This is a genomic window from Bacillus sp. FSL H8-0547, from assembly GCA_038002745.1.
In the GTDB taxonomy this organism is placed as follows: domain Bacteria; phylum Bacillota; class Bacilli; order Bacillales; family Bacillaceae; genus Bacillus_P.
This window is the reverse complement of record JBBODD010000001.1, coordinates 3,288,876-3,305,429: the sequence shown is the minus strand read 5'-3', so window position 1 is coordinate 3,305,429 and position 16,554 is coordinate 3,288,876. Positions and strand designations below refer to the sequence as shown.

Annotated in this window: 23 protein-coding genes and 1 pseudogene; 5 read left to right on the top strand and 19 right to left on the bottom strand. The window is 38.7% G+C overall.

Annotation, left to right across the window (positions count from 1 at the left end):
• Nucleotides 1-14: 14 nt before the first annotated feature.
• A complete protein-coding gene (locus tag MHB63_16405; GenBank protein ID MEK3808101.1) occupies nucleotides 15-560 on the bottom strand; it encodes a histidine phosphatase family protein in 546 nt (181 codons plus the stop codon).
• Complete coding sequence (gene rnz, locus MHB63_16400) at nucleotides 550-1,479, bottom strand: ribonuclease Z (GenBank protein MEK3808100.1); 930 nt, start codon at nucleotides 1,477-1,479, stop codon at nucleotides 550-552. Before rnz ends, MHB63_16405 begins: the two co-directional genes overlap by 11 nt.
• 181 nt (nucleotides 1,480-1,660) lie before the next feature.
• On the opposite strand from rnz, the gene MHB63_16395 reads away from it, so the two are divergent.
• The 4 genes from MHB63_16395 (at nucleotide 1,661) to MHB63_16380 (ending at nucleotide 4,629) form a co-directional block, all read left to right on the top strand.
• Nucleotides 1,661-2,050, top strand: coding sequence for an RDD family protein (locus MHB63_16395; GenBank protein MEK3808099.1), 390 nt, complete (start codon nucleotides 1,661-1,663; stop codon nucleotides 2,048-2,050).
• 221 nt (nucleotides 2,051-2,271) lie between these two features.
• On the top strand, nucleotides 2,272-3,057 hold the full coding sequence (locus tag MHB63_16390) for a GNAT family N-acetyltransferase (GenBank protein MEK3808098.1): 786 nt from the start codon (nucleotides 2,272-2,274) through the stop codon (nucleotides 3,055-3,057).
• Between the two features lie 239 nt (nucleotides 3,058-3,296).
• On the top strand, nucleotides 3,297-3,644 hold the full coding sequence (locus MHB63_16385; GenBank protein ID MEK3808097.1) for a PadR family transcriptional regulator: 348 nt from the start codon (nucleotides 3,297-3,299) through the stop codon (nucleotides 3,642-3,644).
• The gene (locus MHB63_16380) at nucleotides 3,631-4,629 is read left to right on the top strand and encodes a hypothetical protein (GenBank protein MEK3808096.1); all 999 of its coding nucleotides are present in this window, start codon (nucleotides 3,631-3,633) and stop codon (nucleotides 4,627-4,629) included. The genes MHB63_16385 and MHB63_16380 overlap by 14 nt, the downstream gene beginning before the upstream one ends.
• Nucleotides 4,630-4,738: 109 nt before the next feature.
• Here MHB63_16380 and MHB63_16375 read toward each other — a convergent pair whose 3' ends face one another.
• The 8 genes and pseudogenes from MHB63_16375 to MHB63_16340 all read right to left on the bottom strand — a co-directional run bounded on the left by MHB63_16375 (nucleotide 4,739) and on the right by MHB63_16340 (nucleotide 10,724).
• Nucleotides 4,739-5,128 (bottom strand): VOC family protein, encoded by a 390-nt coding sequence (locus tag MHB63_16375; GenBank protein MEK3808095.1) that lies wholly within the window; start codon nucleotides 5,126-5,128, stop codon nucleotides 4,739-4,741.
• Nucleotides 5,129-5,182: 54 nt separating this feature from the next.
• Entirely contained in the window at nucleotides 5,183-5,839 is a 657-nt protein-coding gene (locus tag MHB63_16370) for a hypothetical protein (GenBank protein ID MEK3808094.1), read from the bottom strand.
• A 371-nt stretch (nucleotides 5,840-6,210) separates the two neighbouring features.
• The gene (locus MHB63_16365) at nucleotides 6,211-6,588 is read right to left on the bottom strand and encodes a VOC family protein (GenBank protein MEK3808093.1); all 378 of its coding nucleotides are present in this window, start codon (nucleotides 6,586-6,588) and stop codon (nucleotides 6,211-6,213) included.
• A 162-nt stretch (nucleotides 6,589-6,750) separates the two neighbouring features.
• Entirely contained in the window at nucleotides 6,751-7,440 is a 690-nt protein-coding gene (locus tag MHB63_16360; GenBank protein ID MEK3808092.1) for a response regulator transcription factor, read from the bottom strand.
• Nucleotides 7,418-8,533 (bottom strand): HAMP domain-containing sensor histidine kinase, encoded by a 1,116-nt coding sequence (locus MHB63_16355; protein ID MEK3808091.1) that lies wholly within the window; start codon nucleotides 8,531-8,533, stop codon nucleotides 7,418-7,420. Before MHB63_16355 ends, MHB63_16360 begins: the two co-directional genes overlap by 23 nt.
• Nucleotides 8,534-8,635: 102 nt before the next feature.
• Entirely contained in the window at nucleotides 8,636-9,139 is a 504-nt protein-coding gene (locus tag MHB63_16350) for a hypothetical protein (protein ID MEK3808090.1), read from the bottom strand.
• A 264-nt stretch (nucleotides 9,140-9,403) separates the two neighbouring features.
• A pseudogene (locus tag MHB63_16345) lies at nucleotides 9,404-9,658 on the bottom strand (dihydrofolate reductase family protein).
• A gap of 100 nt (nucleotides 9,659-9,758) precedes the next feature.
• The gene (locus MHB63_16340) at nucleotides 9,759-10,724 is read right to left on the bottom strand and encodes a phosphotransferase (GenBank protein MEK3808089.1); all 966 of its coding nucleotides are present in this window, start codon (nucleotides 10,722-10,724) and stop codon (nucleotides 9,759-9,761) included.
• A 229-nt stretch (nucleotides 10,725-10,953) separates the two neighbouring features.
• Here MHB63_16340 and MHB63_16335 point away from each other — a divergent pair, with 229 nt between their 5' ends.
• A complete protein-coding gene (locus tag MHB63_16335) occupies nucleotides 10,954-11,358 on the top strand; it encodes a hypothetical protein (protein ID MEK3808088.1) in 405 nt (134 codons plus the stop codon).
• A gap of 70 nt (nucleotides 11,359-11,428) precedes the next feature.
• Here the strand turns inward: MHB63_16335 and MHB63_16330 are convergent, their stop codons facing one another.
• From MHB63_16330 to MHB63_16290, 9 genes are all read right to left on the bottom strand, one after another.
• Nucleotides 11,429-11,926, bottom strand: coding sequence for an NUDIX domain-containing protein (locus MHB63_16330; GenBank protein MEK3808087.1), 498 nt, complete (start codon nucleotides 11,924-11,926; stop codon nucleotides 11,429-11,431).
• Nucleotides 11,927-12,047: 121 nt separating this feature from the next.
• Nucleotides 12,048-12,569 carry a DUF4279 domain-containing protein gene (locus tag MHB63_16325; protein ID MEK3808086.1) on the bottom strand — a complete coding sequence of 174 codons (522 nt, stop codon included), beginning with the start codon at nucleotides 12,567-12,569 and terminating at the stop codon, nucleotides 12,048-12,050.
• A gap of 91 nt (nucleotides 12,570-12,660) precedes the next feature.
• The gene (locus tag MHB63_16320) at nucleotides 12,661-13,167 is read right to left on the bottom strand and encodes a hypothetical protein (protein MEK3808085.1); all 507 of its coding nucleotides are present in this window, start codon (nucleotides 13,165-13,167) and stop codon (nucleotides 12,661-12,663) included.
• A 118-nt stretch (nucleotides 13,168-13,285) separates the two neighbouring features.
• Complete coding sequence (locus tag MHB63_16315) at nucleotides 13,286-13,564, bottom strand: hypothetical protein (GenBank protein MEK3808084.1); 279 nt, start codon at nucleotides 13,562-13,564, stop codon at nucleotides 13,286-13,288.
• A 195-nt stretch (nucleotides 13,565-13,759) separates the two neighbouring features.
• Nucleotides 13,760-14,263 carry a DUF4304 domain-containing protein gene (locus MHB63_16310; GenBank protein ID MEK3808083.1) on the bottom strand — a complete coding sequence of 168 codons (504 nt, stop codon included), beginning with the start codon at nucleotides 14,261-14,263 and terminating at the stop codon, nucleotides 13,760-13,762.
• A complete protein-coding gene (locus tag MHB63_16305; GenBank protein MEK3808082.1) occupies nucleotides 14,235-14,642 on the bottom strand; it encodes an NUDIX hydrolase in 408 nt (135 codons plus the stop codon). Before MHB63_16305 ends, MHB63_16310 begins: the two co-directional genes overlap by 29 nt.
• Nucleotides 14,643-15,024: 382 nt before the next feature.
• Nucleotides 15,025-15,423 (bottom strand): VOC family protein, encoded by a 399-nt coding sequence (locus MHB63_16300; GenBank protein MEK3808081.1) that lies wholly within the window; start codon nucleotides 15,421-15,423, stop codon nucleotides 15,025-15,027.
• Nucleotides 15,424-15,463: 40 nt separating this feature from the next.
• Complete coding sequence (locus MHB63_16295) at nucleotides 15,464-15,964, bottom strand: DUF6584 family protein (protein ID MEK3808080.1); 501 nt, start codon at nucleotides 15,962-15,964, stop codon at nucleotides 15,464-15,466.
• 334 nt (nucleotides 15,965-16,298) lie between these two features.
• The gene (locus MHB63_16290) at nucleotides 16,299-16,433 is read right to left on the bottom strand and encodes a hypothetical protein (GenBank protein MEK3808079.1); all 135 of its coding nucleotides are present in this window, start codon (nucleotides 16,431-16,433) and stop codon (nucleotides 16,299-16,301) included.
• Nucleotides 16,434-16,554: the final 121 nt, after the last annotated feature.

The following is a 16,554-nucleotide window of genomic DNA, read 5'->3' as shown; positions in this document are numbered from 1 at the left end:
TCTACCCGAAGTTGTCAACTCCATATCCGGCGAATGTTTGCTTCACCTTCATTTAATTCAATATGGAAAACATCCGGATTGCTCATCTTCATCATGTGGTCATATCCATAGCTCTCTTCAAAGAACCTAAGCAAAAGCGCAGACAGATTTCCATGGCTGACTAAAACGAGGTGCCTCTCCTCAGCTGCCAGCAAGTCGCCAATGAGGGAGCTTACCCGCTTCATGCCTGATTCATTTGATTCTCCTCCGTCAAAAGCGAGGGAAAAATCATCAAACGTTTCCTTCAATTTCTCTTTCCAGTCTGCCATATCTGTTCCGCTCATGACCCGCTCTGCCAGTCTGTCATCCCGTTCAATTTCAAGTCCCCGCGCAGCAGCAAGCGGCCCAGCGGTCTGGATGGCACGGCGAAACGGACTTGAGAGAATCCGGTCTATTTTTTTCCCTTCAAAAAAAGAAACAAGCCTTTCAGCCTGCTGAAACCCAGCTTCGGTCAGAGAGGCCGAAACCTCCTGACCATGCGCCTGACAGTGGCGGACCAAATAGAGGTGTTTAGCTGTCATGTCTCTCCACCTCAAAACATGAAAAATCTTCTGCAACAGAAGTATTCGGGAAAATAGCAGATGCTTCGCTTAGGAGAGTAACCTGATCCTCATTCTGATACCTGGCGCTGATATGTGTCAGAACCAATTTTTTCACTCCTGCATTCAAAGCAGCTCGGGCAGCCTGAGTAGTTGATGAATGAAAATACTCATACGCAAGCTGTTCATCATCCTTGCCGAACGTGGATTCATGCACAAGAAGGTCGGCATTTGCCGCAAGCTCCTCTACCTGAGGGCAAGTTCTTGTATCACCAAGTATCGTAACGACTCTTCCTTTTTTAGGAGCGCCGAGAAAGTCCTGCCCGTGCAAGGTCCGTCCGTCCTCAAGCGTGACCGTTTCTCCTTCTTTCAATTTCTTGTAGAGCGGTCCTGGCTGAACACCCGCTTCTTTCAGCTTATCCACCATGAGCATGCCGGGCAGATCCTTTTCCGTGATCCGGTAGCCGTAGGACGGCACCCCATGGGAAAGCCTCTTGGCCTCTACTTTAAACTGGCTGTCTTCAAAAACAGTCCCGTCTTCAAATTCCACGATTTCAAGCGGATATTTTAAATGCGTATAACTTAACTTCAGAGAAACTTCCACATAGTCTTTTATGCCCGATGGACCATAAATCACAAGCGGTTCTTCCCCTCCCTGAAACGAACGGCTTCCAAGCAGCCCTGGAAGTCCGTAAATATGATCCCCGTGCATATGGGTGATGAAAATCTTCTCTATTTTTCTCGGTTTAATGCTTGTATGCAGGATCTGATGCTGCGTGGCCTCCCCGCAGTCAAACAGCCAGACCGCCTGCCGCTCCTCAAGCAGCCGTAGCGCAACCGACGTAACGTTTCTCGCTTTTGCCGGCATCCCGGCACCTGTCCCCAAAAACAGCAAATCCATGAAGCTTCACCTCATCCGCTTTCTAGTAATTCTAGAATACATGAAAACGGGAAAAAGATGAAGATTGGAAAGAATTTAGATGGGAAAAGACATATATGCTATACCATTTTTCATCAGATTGAAACTTACCTGTTCTTGATTCGTATAACTACTAGCAGTCAAAAACAGAGGAGGAACATCGGTGAAATCATTAACAAAAAAACGAACAAAAGCGATACTAATAGACTTGGCGATCTCAAGCGCTGTAACAGCTGGAGTTGAGTATTTCCTGCGCAAAAAAGTTAAAAGCGAAGCAGTACATACGCTGATCACACCGACTATTGTCATGTGGTCACTCGAGTTCGCACAGCTACGCAAAAGCGGTCAAACCGCCGGCTACAAAAAAATGGGGCTTGTTCTTGAAAATGAGGATGGGTCAAAACCGACTTCCCGCCAAATCATCAAGCGCATGGGCTACAGGGATACAGTAAGTACACTTGATTACATAAAAAACCGGAAAACGTTTGAAGCCAAAGAAGGAGCCGTCCTGCCGCATGATCGCTTTTCGGGTACAGAAGTACGGGAAGTTTAGAGGCGAAGAGGTTTTAAAGTTACTAAAAGGATCGGTCCCTAACCATGCGGACCGATTTTTATAATCATGCACTCTATTATTTTTTTGACATGACGTAAACACCCACGTCATGTCATTGTGCTAAACCCTCCTATATTAAGGAGAATGCTAAGCAATAAGAAGGAGTATGCTATGATTTGGTTATTCATCAACAACTATATTAAGATACAGGGGTAACTGCTATGACAAGCATACAAGATATTTTCAAACTGGATTTTGCCTATCTGGAAACCTTCACTACCAGGACAGACACGGATTGGGGATCTATTTTCTGCAATGAAAATCAGCCTTCCTATTACGATGCAAATCATGCTCATATCGATCAGGTTTGTGAACAGCCTCAACTGGTGATTGATCAAGTCATGAATTTCTATCAACCTAAACAAATCATTCCGAGATTTTATATCTACAACCTGGAAGCTCAACAGGAATTGGTGAACCTTCTGAGGATAAATCATTTTGGATTTGAAGAATTAATCAGCCCTGTTCAATTGTGGGATCAAATCATTCCGGAAAAGGAAATGGATCAGGCAGTTACTATTGAAGTGGTCACAAAAGACAATTATTCTGAAGCATTGGACATAGAGTGCAGCATTACCGAATTTGGGGGCAAAGCCGTCAGGGAAAAGGCTTTTGAAGAAGAATTTAACCACCCAAGCTTCGTACACTATATTCTCCGCTATAATGGGGAAGCCTGTGCAACAGCCTGTCTATTTATCAGTGGCCAGCAGGCTAGGATGGAAAGCGTAGCAACTCAGAAAGAATACAGGGGCAGAGGTTTAATCGGCGAATTGATTCGTTACATACAGACAGAGGTTGCCAGACAGGGTCTGGAGAAACTCTGGGTATTTCCGATTAACGAAAAAATTGAAAAAGTATATCAGAAATATGGGTTTAAGACTGTTGCAAAACTGAAAACAGGGCATGCTTTTTTAGGAGGAAGAAGTATTAAAGACATCCAAGGATAATGCTTTTAGAATACATTAGCCTCCGAATATTTTTCATCCCCAAGCGCTTTCCTATATCAAGGATCAGCGCTTTTTTGCATTTCAAGCACCATCCAAGGCACGATTTCCGGCCTGAAACGCAGTTTTTCCACTTAAATCAATTACCTATTTTCCATTATTGCTGTAACCACAATAGTGTATGTCACATAGCATAAGACAAATAGTGTGTGTCATACAGTATTTAAAAACGAGGTGGGTGAATGAGCACGTTATTGAATTCATTATCGACAGAGCTTAGGAGAGGAACGCTGACATTGGCCGTTTTAAGTCAATTACGGTCACCACAATATGGCTATTCACTTGTACAGTTACTGGAGGAATCAGGCATAAACATCGATCAAAGCACCTTATATCCATTGCTTCGCCGTTTAGAAAAACAGGAATTAGTCACGAGCAGCTGGGACACATCCGAAAGCAGGCCCCGTAAATATTACGGATTAAGCGAATACGGACTGGAAATCTTTTTGCAGCTGAAACAAGAATGGTTAAAAAATTCGAAAGAACTTTATCGTTTGGTAAAAGGAGAGAACGAAGATGAATGTGATTGAGGTTTATATCGATGAAGTCACTCGCAGGCTGCCTGAAAAGAACCGTCAGGATATTGCCCTTGAGCTGCGGTCAACGATTGAGGATATGCTGCCTGATGATTACACTAAAGATGATGCACATGCAGTTCTTGAAAAATTAGGTAATCCTGCAGCATTAGCCAGCGGATACCTGGATCAGCCTATGCATCTTATTGGACCGCGCTATTTTGATGTGTATGTCTCTTTATTGAAAATGATCTTGCCTATTGCTGCTGCTATTTCCCTGATAACGGTTATAGCAGAATATGTGATAGGGTTCCCCCGCGGAGAATCAATCATTGATGCGGTTTTAGCTATAACTGGTTTCGGTATTTGGAAAATGATCGAAGTTAGCATCCACACTTTTTTCTGGCTTACCCTTGTTTTCGTCATTATCGAAAGAACAGATAAAGGAAAAGACCAGCAGCCATTATCCGCAAGTTTGAAAAAATGGACACCTGATGATCTAAAGAACATTCCATATATCCCTAAGAAAAAAGCTATTACGAAACTCGAAGTGTTTGGATATTTAATGTGGACGGCGATTTGGGCAGCCCTTTACTTTCATGCAAATCATCTCTTGGGTATCTATAAAGGCGGAGAAGCGGGTCTCAAATTCTTGATACCAGCCTTTAATCAAGAAATATTGCTTCAGTATTGGCCGATAGTTCTCGTTATCATTGCCCTCGAAATAGCATTATCTCTATACAAACTAATCAAAGGGCAATGGACAAAAAGAATGGCTATCTTTACTGCTGCTCTTGAACTTATCGGAACAGTTGTATTCCTTGTCATACTAAGCAACCCGAAGGTAATGACCCAAGAATTTATCACGTATATGAGTAATTTATTCAACACTACAGCTGTGCAATTTCAAACATGGCTTGTCGGAAGCGCGATAATCATCTATATACTGTCTGCGGCATTCAATGTGTTAAATGGATTTCGCAAGGCTAGAATTCGTTAATTTTGTGTGGGCATGATTTAGCAAGAATTGTGAAACTGTTATATGTATGAAAATTTCATAAGGAACTTTCAACTCAGAAGTTCCTTTATTTTTTTATAAAAAACTTCAACTAAATTCCTTTAGTACACATTAAAACAATACGCCAGCCATCTGGATCTTCAATCGTAATACCAGATTCTTTCCAGTAAGGATTTTCAGGTTCGACCGCCTTGTAGCCCATTGTTGTCAATTGGCTATATAAACGCTGAATTTCATCTTGAACAGGAATATAGAAAACAAGTAAATTATCTTTTGTTGGAGCAGGGCACGGACTTCCATCTATGTGCTGGGTAAATTCTAAATGGTAGGATGCATCCGGAATACCAAACATAACCCCGTTATAGCCTTCATGATTTTGAAATTGCCCGATTTGTTTCAACCCTAATCCTTCTCCATAAAACTGAACGATTTCCTGTAAGTTGTTTGTTGGTCTAGCTACACGAACTTGTACATAATTCATCTAGTCTCCCCCTTTTTATTATGATTACTCTTAACGAAAAGAAAGGCTTCAATATTAGTCTGAATCATGTCCAATTAGGCAGGTATTGACCGGGTCTGCTGCATTAGAGAAACGATCCGAGTTAAATGAAACAGAATGTAAACGTGTCACAGTGGAATCTACAAACTTTATCGTCCAATCGTCGTTCCCGATGATTACTACCTCTGAGTTTTTCTGAATTATTTTCTGACCAAAAAGCGTATTGAATAATGAAGGGTTGTTATTGGAGAATGGTAAGTGTATTTCCATCTGGTCAATTCGTGTATGATTTTCCTCTTGAACAACATCTCTTCTTTTTTGTACTTCTACTTTCACTTTCCAAGGGGTAGAGATAAACGTTCTCCGTACATCTTCATTCACTTCCCACCCCAGATCTATTGCGCTATAAATGATCTGATCATATTCAGCTGAATCCACTAAAAATCCGAAATGATCAAAAATGTCACGAATACCATTGCCAAATGTAATATTTGTTTGCCCTTTTACCATTTCGATAATTCTAAACTTGATATCCTCATGTCTAAAATCATTCCATTGCAGCGGAGGGTTAAAAGCTTCAAACTTACCTTTCAACCTGCCTACTCTTATAGTGACCTTAAAGCCTAATTTCACGTAAAAGTTTTCCATCTCTTCTGTTTTATCCGTCCACCAGTGATAATGGAATAAATTCATTATGATCTCCCTTCAATAATTCGTTCAGCTATTAATTCCAGCTTAATTGTTTTAAAAAGAAAAGGCTTCAGCTGTTTGGAGGAATGACTATACTGCTTTTGATGTAAATTGGTATTTTCTCGGCAAAATAAAAAGCCTTTTCATTAGATAAAGCGGGTCAGGTTGAGTGGCGCAAACAGCTAATTGTCGCGCTATTTACACCACCCAGATACATTAAAAAAGAACTCCAGCTAAAAATGGAGTTCTCCGATTATCTTGCATCAACTGTAAATGTGCCAAAAGGGCAATGACCATTCATGTTGTAAATCGTACCGTGGAGAAAAATGCGATAAGCATTAATTAATAGAAAGATACCGGTAGAAGAGATTTAATTACTGCCTTTCCTGTACAGCAAAATAATGATCTTCATCATCGGCAAAGTTGAACAGTTTTCCAGACGGTAAGTTTACAATCTCACCGACCTTCACCCCTTTATTCTTTAAATCGTCGTACAAACGGTCCACGTTGTCTGTAAAGAACATGAGAGAAGGAGTACCAAGATTCAGTTCAGGTTCCATTTGAGCAATGAAGTCTTTATTATGAAGCACGATACTTGTTCCTCCCCCTTCCGGAGCTACTTCGATCCATCTCATGCCTTGTTTGTTATCTTCTTCTGCAATAACGGTAAAACCTGCTTTTTCCACCCAAAAATCCTTAGCTTGATCTTGATTTTTAACATATACCATCACTTGACCCAGACTGCGTATCATTTGCTTCACTCCATATCCAAAAGTTAATTTAAAGGCAAATCGCCCTTTAATACACTACTAATTACTGATTTCGAGAAAGATGCTCATTATTCCTTCAACGAGTAGAGATGAGACGGCTTCACATAAATCAGAGAAATGCTTATCGTATAACACTACTGATTTCTATTCTTTTTTAAATCTGTAGCCTACGCCCCAAATGGTTTCAATTAATTTAGGCACAGATGGATCCTGCTCAATCTTCTCCCGGATTTTCCTGATGTGCACAGTGACCGTCGTAATGTCTCCAAGAGAGTCATAACCCCAGATCCTCTCGAATAGGTGTTCCTTCGTGAAGACCCTTTCAGGATGGGTCGCCATGAACACCAATAAATCGAACTCTTTTGCGGTAAATGCTTTTTCTTCATGATCGACGTATACTCTCCGGGAATCGAGATCCACCCTCAGGTTTTTAATCTCAATTTCATTTTTCAGGAAATCCCGCTTGATTAACCGGTCATATCTTGAAATATGTGCTTTTACGCGAGCAACCAGTTCACTTGGAGTGAAGGGCTTTACAATATAATCATCTGCCCCGCGGTCGAATCCCCTGATTTTATCAATGTCTTCTTTTCTGGCGGTCACCATGAGAATCGGAATATCCAGAAAGTCCCGAAGTTTTTTGCATAACTCGAGCCCATCTATACCCGGCAGCATTAAATCAAGTAATATGAGATTGTACGAATGAGTCCTTGCCAGGTGCAGCCCTTCCTCCCCGGTAGAAGCGATATCACTGTCAAATCCGTTCACTTCTAAATAATCCCTTTCCAGTTCAGCAATATCCGTCTCGTCTTCAATAATCAATATTTTCTTCACGCTCATTCACCTTTTTCAGTGTAAAATATATACTCGTCCCCACTCCCGGTTCACTCGCTGCCCAGATTTTCCCTCCGTGTTTTTCAATGATTTTTTTGGCTATCGACAGTCCGAGACCGGTGCCTCCCGTAGATGAATTTCTCGATTCATCTGTCCGGTAGAAGCTGTCAAAAATATGGTCAATATCCTTTTTTCGGATTCCGCTCCCATTATCTTTGATTTCCACCTGGACCTCTTTTTCTCCTCCACTCAGGATGATCTGGATCTCTTTCAATGATTTATCCATGTACTTCAAACTGTTTTGGCTGATATTCATGACGACCCTGTTTAATTTCTCCCTGTCCGCTTCCACGATATGAGATTGATGAGGATCATAGATCAGAATCGCTTTCCCTTGTTCCTGTTCAAGTGTTAACGAAAGTTCCTCAATAAAATCATGAAAATAATCGTCCAGTTTTACTTTCTCAAACTCAAATGGAATTTGTTCAAGGTCCAGCTTGGAATAGAGAAACAGTTCATCGATGAGCACATCCATTTCATGAGCGTTTTTTTCAATTTTGGAAAGATAACGGTTCAGTTTCTGAGGAGTGCCCGCCACTCCATCCTGAATGCCGCTCACATAACCCTTTATCGAGGTTAAGGGTGTCTTTAGATCATGCGAAATACTGGCAATGAGCTCCTGTCGGCTCAGCTCGTACTGATGTTGAACCGCTGCCGCTTTCTTTAGTTTCAACCTCATGTCTTCAAAGGTATTGGACAACTGCCCCAATTCATGCTTCTGATCTGAAGCACAGCTGTGATCAAGGTCGCCTTCACTGATTTTTTTCGCCGTCGTGGATAATCTCTCAATTGGATCAAGGATACTCCTCGAAATTGAATAGGTCAGGATGCTGCTGGTGATGGCCAGTATCACAATCATTGCTGCGAAACGAAAGGTTTGAAAGACTCGCATGTCCTCCCCTTCCGGCTTTCTTCCGAGCACATAAAAAAACAAATAGCCGGCTGCGAGTTCGACAATGATTAAAGCGAGAATCGGGATGACAACCATACCGATATTGGATAAAATAAGTCTTTTCTTTAAGGACACAGCCATGTCACCTCCTCATTCACACACATATCTTCAGTGTTAGTTCTGGTAAAGCCGGACATTTCTCCACTTTCACAAAAACGGACTGTCCGGTACCGTTTATATGATTTAGTTATTTCCTTTTGCTGTCATAAAACGATCAAACTTAATAAATCCTACGAAAATGAACAGTGATCCAAAAATATTACACATAACCCTGAACCAATGCACAATCTTGAATTCCTTCACCGTTTGTCTTAAAAATTCTGCAGAATGAACGTCAGCACCTTCAATAAACATAATCTCATTCCGCGGCCACTCAAAAAGAATGGAAGCTGCCCCTTCTAATATGATTGCCAGCAGGCTGAAGAGTACCCATTTTCTTGCCGGTTTCTCTCTCCACACAAAAATCCCTGCCAGAACACCAGTCAAGATACTCGCAAATCCCAACGGAGGAAAATAAGTATGGGGGCTTGCGGCTTCCATCCAATCCATGGAAGATTCCAATGTTTCCGGCACGTTATGAAAAATATTCGGATAGACCATAAACGTATTAAGCAAGATGCCCCCCAATATGATCCACTGAATCCAAAGATGAGATAAAACCGAGTAATAACCTGCTTTTTTTGCCATTCGAAAAAACTCCTTTTCAATCAATAGTTTTCGTCGCCTTATCGGCTAACTAGAACTCATTGTAAGGAACAATTCGAAATGATTTCTTATGTAGTTATTAAATAATTCTTAAATGCCGCAAATAAAAAAACGCAATCTCATAAGGATCACGTCAGAGTGGTATATGTTCATTTTTGAAAATTAATTTAAATTATCTTGAAAGAGAATCTGAAAGCCATGCTTTTTACGTACTGACCTAGCGTAATCTGATTTTGGAAAACAAGGTTATCTAATCGTCCGGTAAACGAGGTCTATGGCTCCAGAGTCAAATGTCTTATTTTCGACTAGCTTGAGGTTGATTTTTTCTTTGATGCCTTGAAATAACGACAGTCCGCCGCCAATCAGAACGGGAGAAACTGTAATTTTATACTCATCTATTAAATCAAGTTGCATAAGATTGTGTGCAAGCCTAGGACTTCCCAGGATGACCATATCCTTACCTGGCTGCTCTTTCAGATGCTTAATCTCTTTCTCAACATTGCTGATCAGAAGGAATTTTTGTGAACGAGGCAATTACTTTATTGCTCAATTCTTGCGCATGATCTTGAATTATCAGCAACTAAATATTTATATTGTTAATTCAATAGTTCTCTACCTCCTGCTCTAATTTTGATATGAACATATCAAAGTTACTTTTATTTCTCCATATAGTTCCCCATACATCATCATTTCGTAATAAAATCCCCATAAACCATATCCGTCTCATGGTGACGAATTTTTTTATTGCATCAATATTTTTTTCATTTATGTTTTTTCGACTTAAATAACCGTTTAAAAATGCTTCCGAGCAAGAACTTTCTAAGTTAGAATAGTTTTGCTTTAAATTCCATAAGAATACAGAGACATCATATGCACGGAAACCTAAACCACAACAATCGAAGTCAAACACTTCTAAATTTTGGGCATATACATGCATATTAAAATTATGAAAATCGCCATGACAAAAACCGTAATCAAGATTGTCAATGTCTCGTAAATAGGTCTTTAAATCATTTATTATTGCTTTGAAAGTGTCTTCTTTATCAATATGAAGACTTTTCAAATTAGGTATTATCAAATCGGCAGGTTCATCTAACAAGTGGGTAAAGTTCAATTCAAAACTTCTTTGATTTTGTGAGGTGAATGTATCTGTTGCATTATGAAGTTCCCCCAATGCTTTTCCAATAATATTACAATTTTCTTCGTTTATCTCTGGTCTTTCCCCTTTGGTGAAATGAAATAATACTCCGTACCTAGTACCCTCTGATGCAGAAATTTCAGTTAGCCATTGACCATCGTTTCTTCTTAAAGGTTTTGATACAGATATACCATAATCTGATACATAATTTATGGCATCAAGTTCATATAAAATGTCCGATTTCATTCTCCAACCTTTTCTATATACACGAAATATATACTTGTTATTTTCAGTAACAACTAAATATGTATCATTTAATCCCCTTGTTAAAAATGAACAATTGATAATTTTTCCAACACCGTATGAATTTGCTATCTTTTGTATAGTATTATTTGAAAACAATGAATGTCTCACTTCTGCAAAATGCAATATTTTTCCTCCCATGAGTAGTTCCATACTCTTTCTTTAAACTAATCAATAAATCCTTCTTTAACTAACCTGCTCCATTCTAATGTTGCTTCTAATATTTTTTATAAGTCATACGGTTCCACTTCTAAGCCGATTAATAGATTAATTAAAGTTCTTTCATTTTTGTTGTGAATATCTGGTACTATTAGAAATAACTATCATAAATTGAAGCTGAAAAGGAGTGTTAAAAGTGGAGCGGTTAGTCTTCTTTTATAGAAAATGTATAGTCGTAGTCATTTCTGCTATGATGTTTACTGGATATTTTTATACAGGTGGTTTTACTAATTTTGAATTGGATCCATCTATTTTGTTTTCAAGTTTGATTGTATTTGCCATCTGCATAATTGGTTGTACAGCTTATGGGCTTCCAATTTCCATCCTTGCAGAGCTTATGACTAAGAAGATATCGTATAATTTTGTACGCGCTTTTGCTTCGGGATTCCTACATTTGTTAGGAGGGGTTTTGTTTTACTTTATCAGTAAAGATTTTATGTATTATGCTGTTCAGTGCTCAATCCTGTTTTTTCTGACAGACGAAGGGTTGAGAGTGCTTGAAAAAAGATATTCGCACATTTGTTTGAAGGGTTGGGTTTAAGTATTCTTATTCATAGTTTGGACGTTTTGCATAAAACGCCCAAACTGCAGAAGATACAACAAATCTTATACTAATTCATTAATTTTTTTAATTCCGTCAAAACAAAATTTTCACGGTGTATCCATACGTTCTTCTCACATTGATTTAAAATGGTTTGGTTTTGTTCTATCGCATCTTCAAGCTTTACCCATTTAGACGTATATTCTTGTTCAGACTCGTAATCCTCTAACTGTTGGCCAATGACCTTCTCGTCTGTTAATTCACACAGATAATAATGTGAAGTCATTTGAAAGATAGCTTCATTATCATAATCATCTAAATGTCTTTCAATGACAACGCCCATTTTGTCTCTAACTGATCCGGTGAGATAGCCTGTCTCTTCTGCTACCTCACGCATTAGACCTTCTGCATGACTTTCATTCTTTTCTACTCCACCACCTGGAAATTTATAGTCTCCAAGATTTGAATGAACCATAAGGATCTTATTGTTTTGGATAATTACAGCCCTGACCGCTTCTCTGTTGTTTATCCTAACTTTTTTATCATCAATCTCCTGAATTCCTAACATTTCATTAAAAATGATAACCCCTCCATTCTGTATAAAGAGAAATAGGTCTCTAAGTACGAATCTTTTGGAGGAACCGCTCTGGTTGCATCATCCAGAATTGTCCCCGATTGTGGAATAACTCTTACCTTGCTTTCATGCCAAAAATCATCTTCTTCATTCTATGGATAAAATCAAGAATTCGATCACCAATCGTAATATGATAAATGTACGTATCAAAGTTAATTGTCGTTCCTGTCAAATAACAAAACTCGATAATCTCTTCGTTGAAGGCAATGTGAGGCTTTTCCTCACCGTAAATACTCGGTACAACCATCAATATGTAATTTACATCGTATTTTTCCTTGAAATTCTGCAGCACTGATATTTTATTTCTTAAATTCTTTATTGTATCTAAACATTGTGCTTCGACATCCAACATGTCTTTATCAGATCTTTCTGCTTCCCAAGATGAAAAAAGATATTCGGAGCAATCTCTTCTTTTATCACCTTTCTTCCAGGAACTAAAAGGTTGGATCCCTAATTCATCTGTGATTTCATTAGGATCAAAAATTCCATTTTTGTTTCCAACTAATCCTTTAGAGCTGATCCATCCATTGCTCTCTATTCCAAAGTATGTATATGTTTGTGTATATTCTCTCTGCATAAAACCTTCCAATCTAAATTTATTACTTAAAAGTTAAGCCTCTACGAAAGGAGCTTATCGTACTAGACTGCAATTGCCCAATTGCGGAAGATTAAACTCTTTCAATTCCTTCTCCAGAAACAACAAAGTGAGAGCTTTTTTCTTTTGAATTAAAAAACCTCCAATGCTCATCTTCTTCTGAACTGTCTGGAAACGTTTCTAACTTATAAGCACTTGATAAAATAACCGAGAATCCCCCGATATCATCTACTTCAATTTCTTCTACGATTATTGGTTCATTATCGTTAATAAAAGATTTAATTCGTTCATCAAATCGATTATTACCTTGAATGTCCCAATCGAAATCCTCAATAAGGCCGTCCCACTTCGAGTTTGGAGAATAGAAATCGCGAGCAGCTATAACAATTTTGTTATCTGATGTAATCCGCCACGAACATTGGATATGTAAGGCATATTCTGCTATTTCTTCTATCTGACCTCTCCTAATAATTTGAACCATTTCACCAAACCCCAGCCAAAATAGGTTGGAGGCTCTTCCTGCATACTGTAATTTCAAACCTTTTATTTTTCCTAATTCCATTTCTATTGCTGCGCGCATTCTTACTCTCCTTATTCTAATACAGCAATTATTCATCGCCCGATTCTTTTCTAATTGATTAACACAATTTGCTATTATGGGCACCATCGGTAGGATAAGAGGTTTCTTACACTGTACTTTAGTAATGCTGAGGAATAAACATCATCCTATATTCAGAACCCAATTCTTCTTTTACCTTTTCAGTCAGGTTTTGCCCGATTGCATTATGTTCATTAGCTGGAATTTTCTTGTATTGTTCAACCCATTGAAATAAGTCATTCTTAAGATCATCCTTCAATGGAAATTCATCAATGTCAAGATTCCATCCACATATGGTGCACCAAATTGGATCAGCCCCATAATCCGCTTCAAGTTTAAATGAATTTGTCAATTTGCATCTACAAACATTTTTCAACATCAAAAGCCAGCTCCTAAAAATTATGTATTGTATCTATTTCTGATTCTCTCCTGTCTAATTCCTCAATATAAGTCCATTACTGACTAATTCTGATGCTAATTCACCTACAAGTTCCAATTTATATTTTCTGTTTTGAACTTATAAACCGATAGTTCTTAGGAGACTTTTATTCAGCGAGTCAATGATAGAAATTAATTATTTGCTATTATCCCAATATGCTTCAGCTTCATCTAAATGATTCAAGACCTCAATTGCGACCTTTTCATAAATACTCTCAGGAGCGTTAGCTAGATCGTACCTAAACCAATCATCTGGTCCATCGTTTAACCTTAATCGATCATCGGGATGTACATCGTGTGCTGTTACTTTGTTCGGCGGAACTTTCTCGCCCCAGTGATGAGTAAGGCCTTTTGGAGAACACTTTGCAACTTCAACAACAAAACCACCACCGTACTTGTCAAATTGGAAAGTAAGTAAATCTATTTTTTTATCAGTGATTCGTCGAAAATGAGGAAAGGAGCCTTTAAAACCTTTTTCTCTAAGTGTGGTAACTACATTGTTCCTTAGAGCAGATATCATTTTCAATCTCCCTGATGGCATATTGCACCTACTTTCTTCGAAATAAAAAAGCGTTAATCTCTTCTTGGTTAACGCCCTCTTAATGAATATTCTAGTTCCAAGTGGTTGTACTTGTTTCAAGCTGCTTACTTCCAGACATTTGATCAATTATCCGTGATAATTCTGAATGGAATTTTACTGATTTTAAATCATTAATAAATTGAATCCCTATAATCTTATCTACTTCATTAATAGCGGGAATTCCACTAGCGGTATTTGCAAAATAAAAGTAGCCGTGCCATTTGATATCTCCGAAATAAAAGCATCCATTACAAATCTCAATCAGATCACTAACATCTATTCCAATTTCTTCTTTCACTTCTCGTTTCGCACATTCTAAAGGCGTTTCACCAGCTTCTTGCTTTCCGCCCGGGAAGCTCCAGTCATCCGCTCTGTCCTGAACAACTAATATATTATTTCTTGTATCTTTAATTAATACACGAGAAAAAGCTGGTTCCAAAATCCATTCCTCCAAGTTGATGACTGCTGTTTGTAGGTTTTGCTCAGTATAAAGGACTATATATCCTGTCCGTATCTGTATCAATTACAAAATCCACTTGAATATCTTCCTCAAAAGGGATGATGTCAAATTTATTTATTCTGCAAAAGATGCTGGGCAGATCACGAACATCAACAGTCATTTGTTTTGCACATACATACATCTGCCTTAATTCTTGTTTTGAACATTTCTTTCCTGTAATCAGTATTTGATGATAAAATCCATCGATTTCAACAATCATTGTATTCACGATCGGTTGCTGGCCAATCTATATAGCACTAGGTATGTATACTAACCAATAAAAAAAGGAGATTTGACCTTCATTAATTAACGCTCCCAATTACTAAAAGGGCGCTACAAGTTCCACTTTTATTCTATCCGGATCTTCAAAATACACGGCATAATGTTCATTACCACCTGCGAATGGATGTTTATCCGGATAAAGGATTGGTATCCCTTTCGACTTTAATTTACTTGTCATTTCAACTACGTGCTCTCGTGAACTCGAGTGAAAGGCCAGATGGTTTAGGCCAACTCGACACCTATTAAAAGAAACATCCATATATCGTTCCTGTGTTTGTACGAAGACAAGGTAAGTATCTTCGATTTTCCAGCTCTGTCCCTGGTCCCATTCTTGATACCTTCTGTAACCCAGGTCTTCAAGAAACCAACCCCAGAATTCAATGGATCTTTTTAAATCAGACACATATATTTCAATGTGATGGATCATTCCTTTTGACAAAATATCCGCTCCTATCATTTTTCATGCATATTTCCCCTTGCTACATTAGCCATTCCACAAAAGAATACACTCCTAAAACAGCAAATAGAACGGTACCTACTAAGACTGTAAGACAGCCGGCAACAAGCAGTTTATCAAACACTGAATCCTCAGGTTCCTCCAGCAGTTTTTCAGTTACTTTTTTTTGTACAGGTGAAAAATTCTCACTGAATTCCAGATCTTTTACTATTTCTTTATCACCTTTAAACTTTAAAGCTCTTACAATCTGAAAAGGATCATTACCCATCGATTTTTCGAATTCAATACAGGCATGCTGCATCTCAAGTGTTTTATTCTTTTCCAAATACCAGTAGCGTCCTGCCATTGACGGGTACTTCAATGCATAGTAAATATCCCCTAATTTTCTGCGGAGCTCTAATTCATCAGGGTACGTTGCAATTAATCCATGCAGTCTGTCCCTGGCTTTCCCTAAATCGTTTTTCTTAAGATCCTCTTCAATCTTAAGGAGAGTATTTGCCGGCACTTTTTCTATGTGAGACACCTCATTTGATTTTTTCGTTCCATCTTTATAAAATCCGTCTTTTTAACAGGAAATCATCTTCATGAAGATCTTCCACTTACCAGTTTGACGACACCAAATAAAAGCCAATACATGATACATACATTCAACAGAAAACCCCAGATTTCGAAGCTGATTTGTCGTCTCCGTAGTACCCAAGCCATTGAGCCGGCATTCCAAAAAACCGGTAGTTTCCTTCCTCCCGGTATCCTATGCCAGGAATAAATGACAGGAAAACTGTCAAAATCAATGAACTGATGAACAGCCATGGTTTCTTATCCACTTGTAAAATAAAAATCACCTCATTAACAGCCGATCACCCGGCTAACCATTGATATCCGATATAAACGGCAATTAATCCGATGACGGCAAAACCGCCAATTGTTGGACTGCCGAAAACAGTACGGTTCCAGCCGTCATCCGTATTGATTTTACTTTTATCTTTCTTCATTGTGTTCCTCCCCTTTCTTATTTCCCTCTATAGCGAAAGCTGTTCATCAGGCAGCTGTCGGCCTATGCTTCAATTTAGCTGGCTATAGGAGAATGTTCAGACTTTGCTTTTTCTCTTCTTC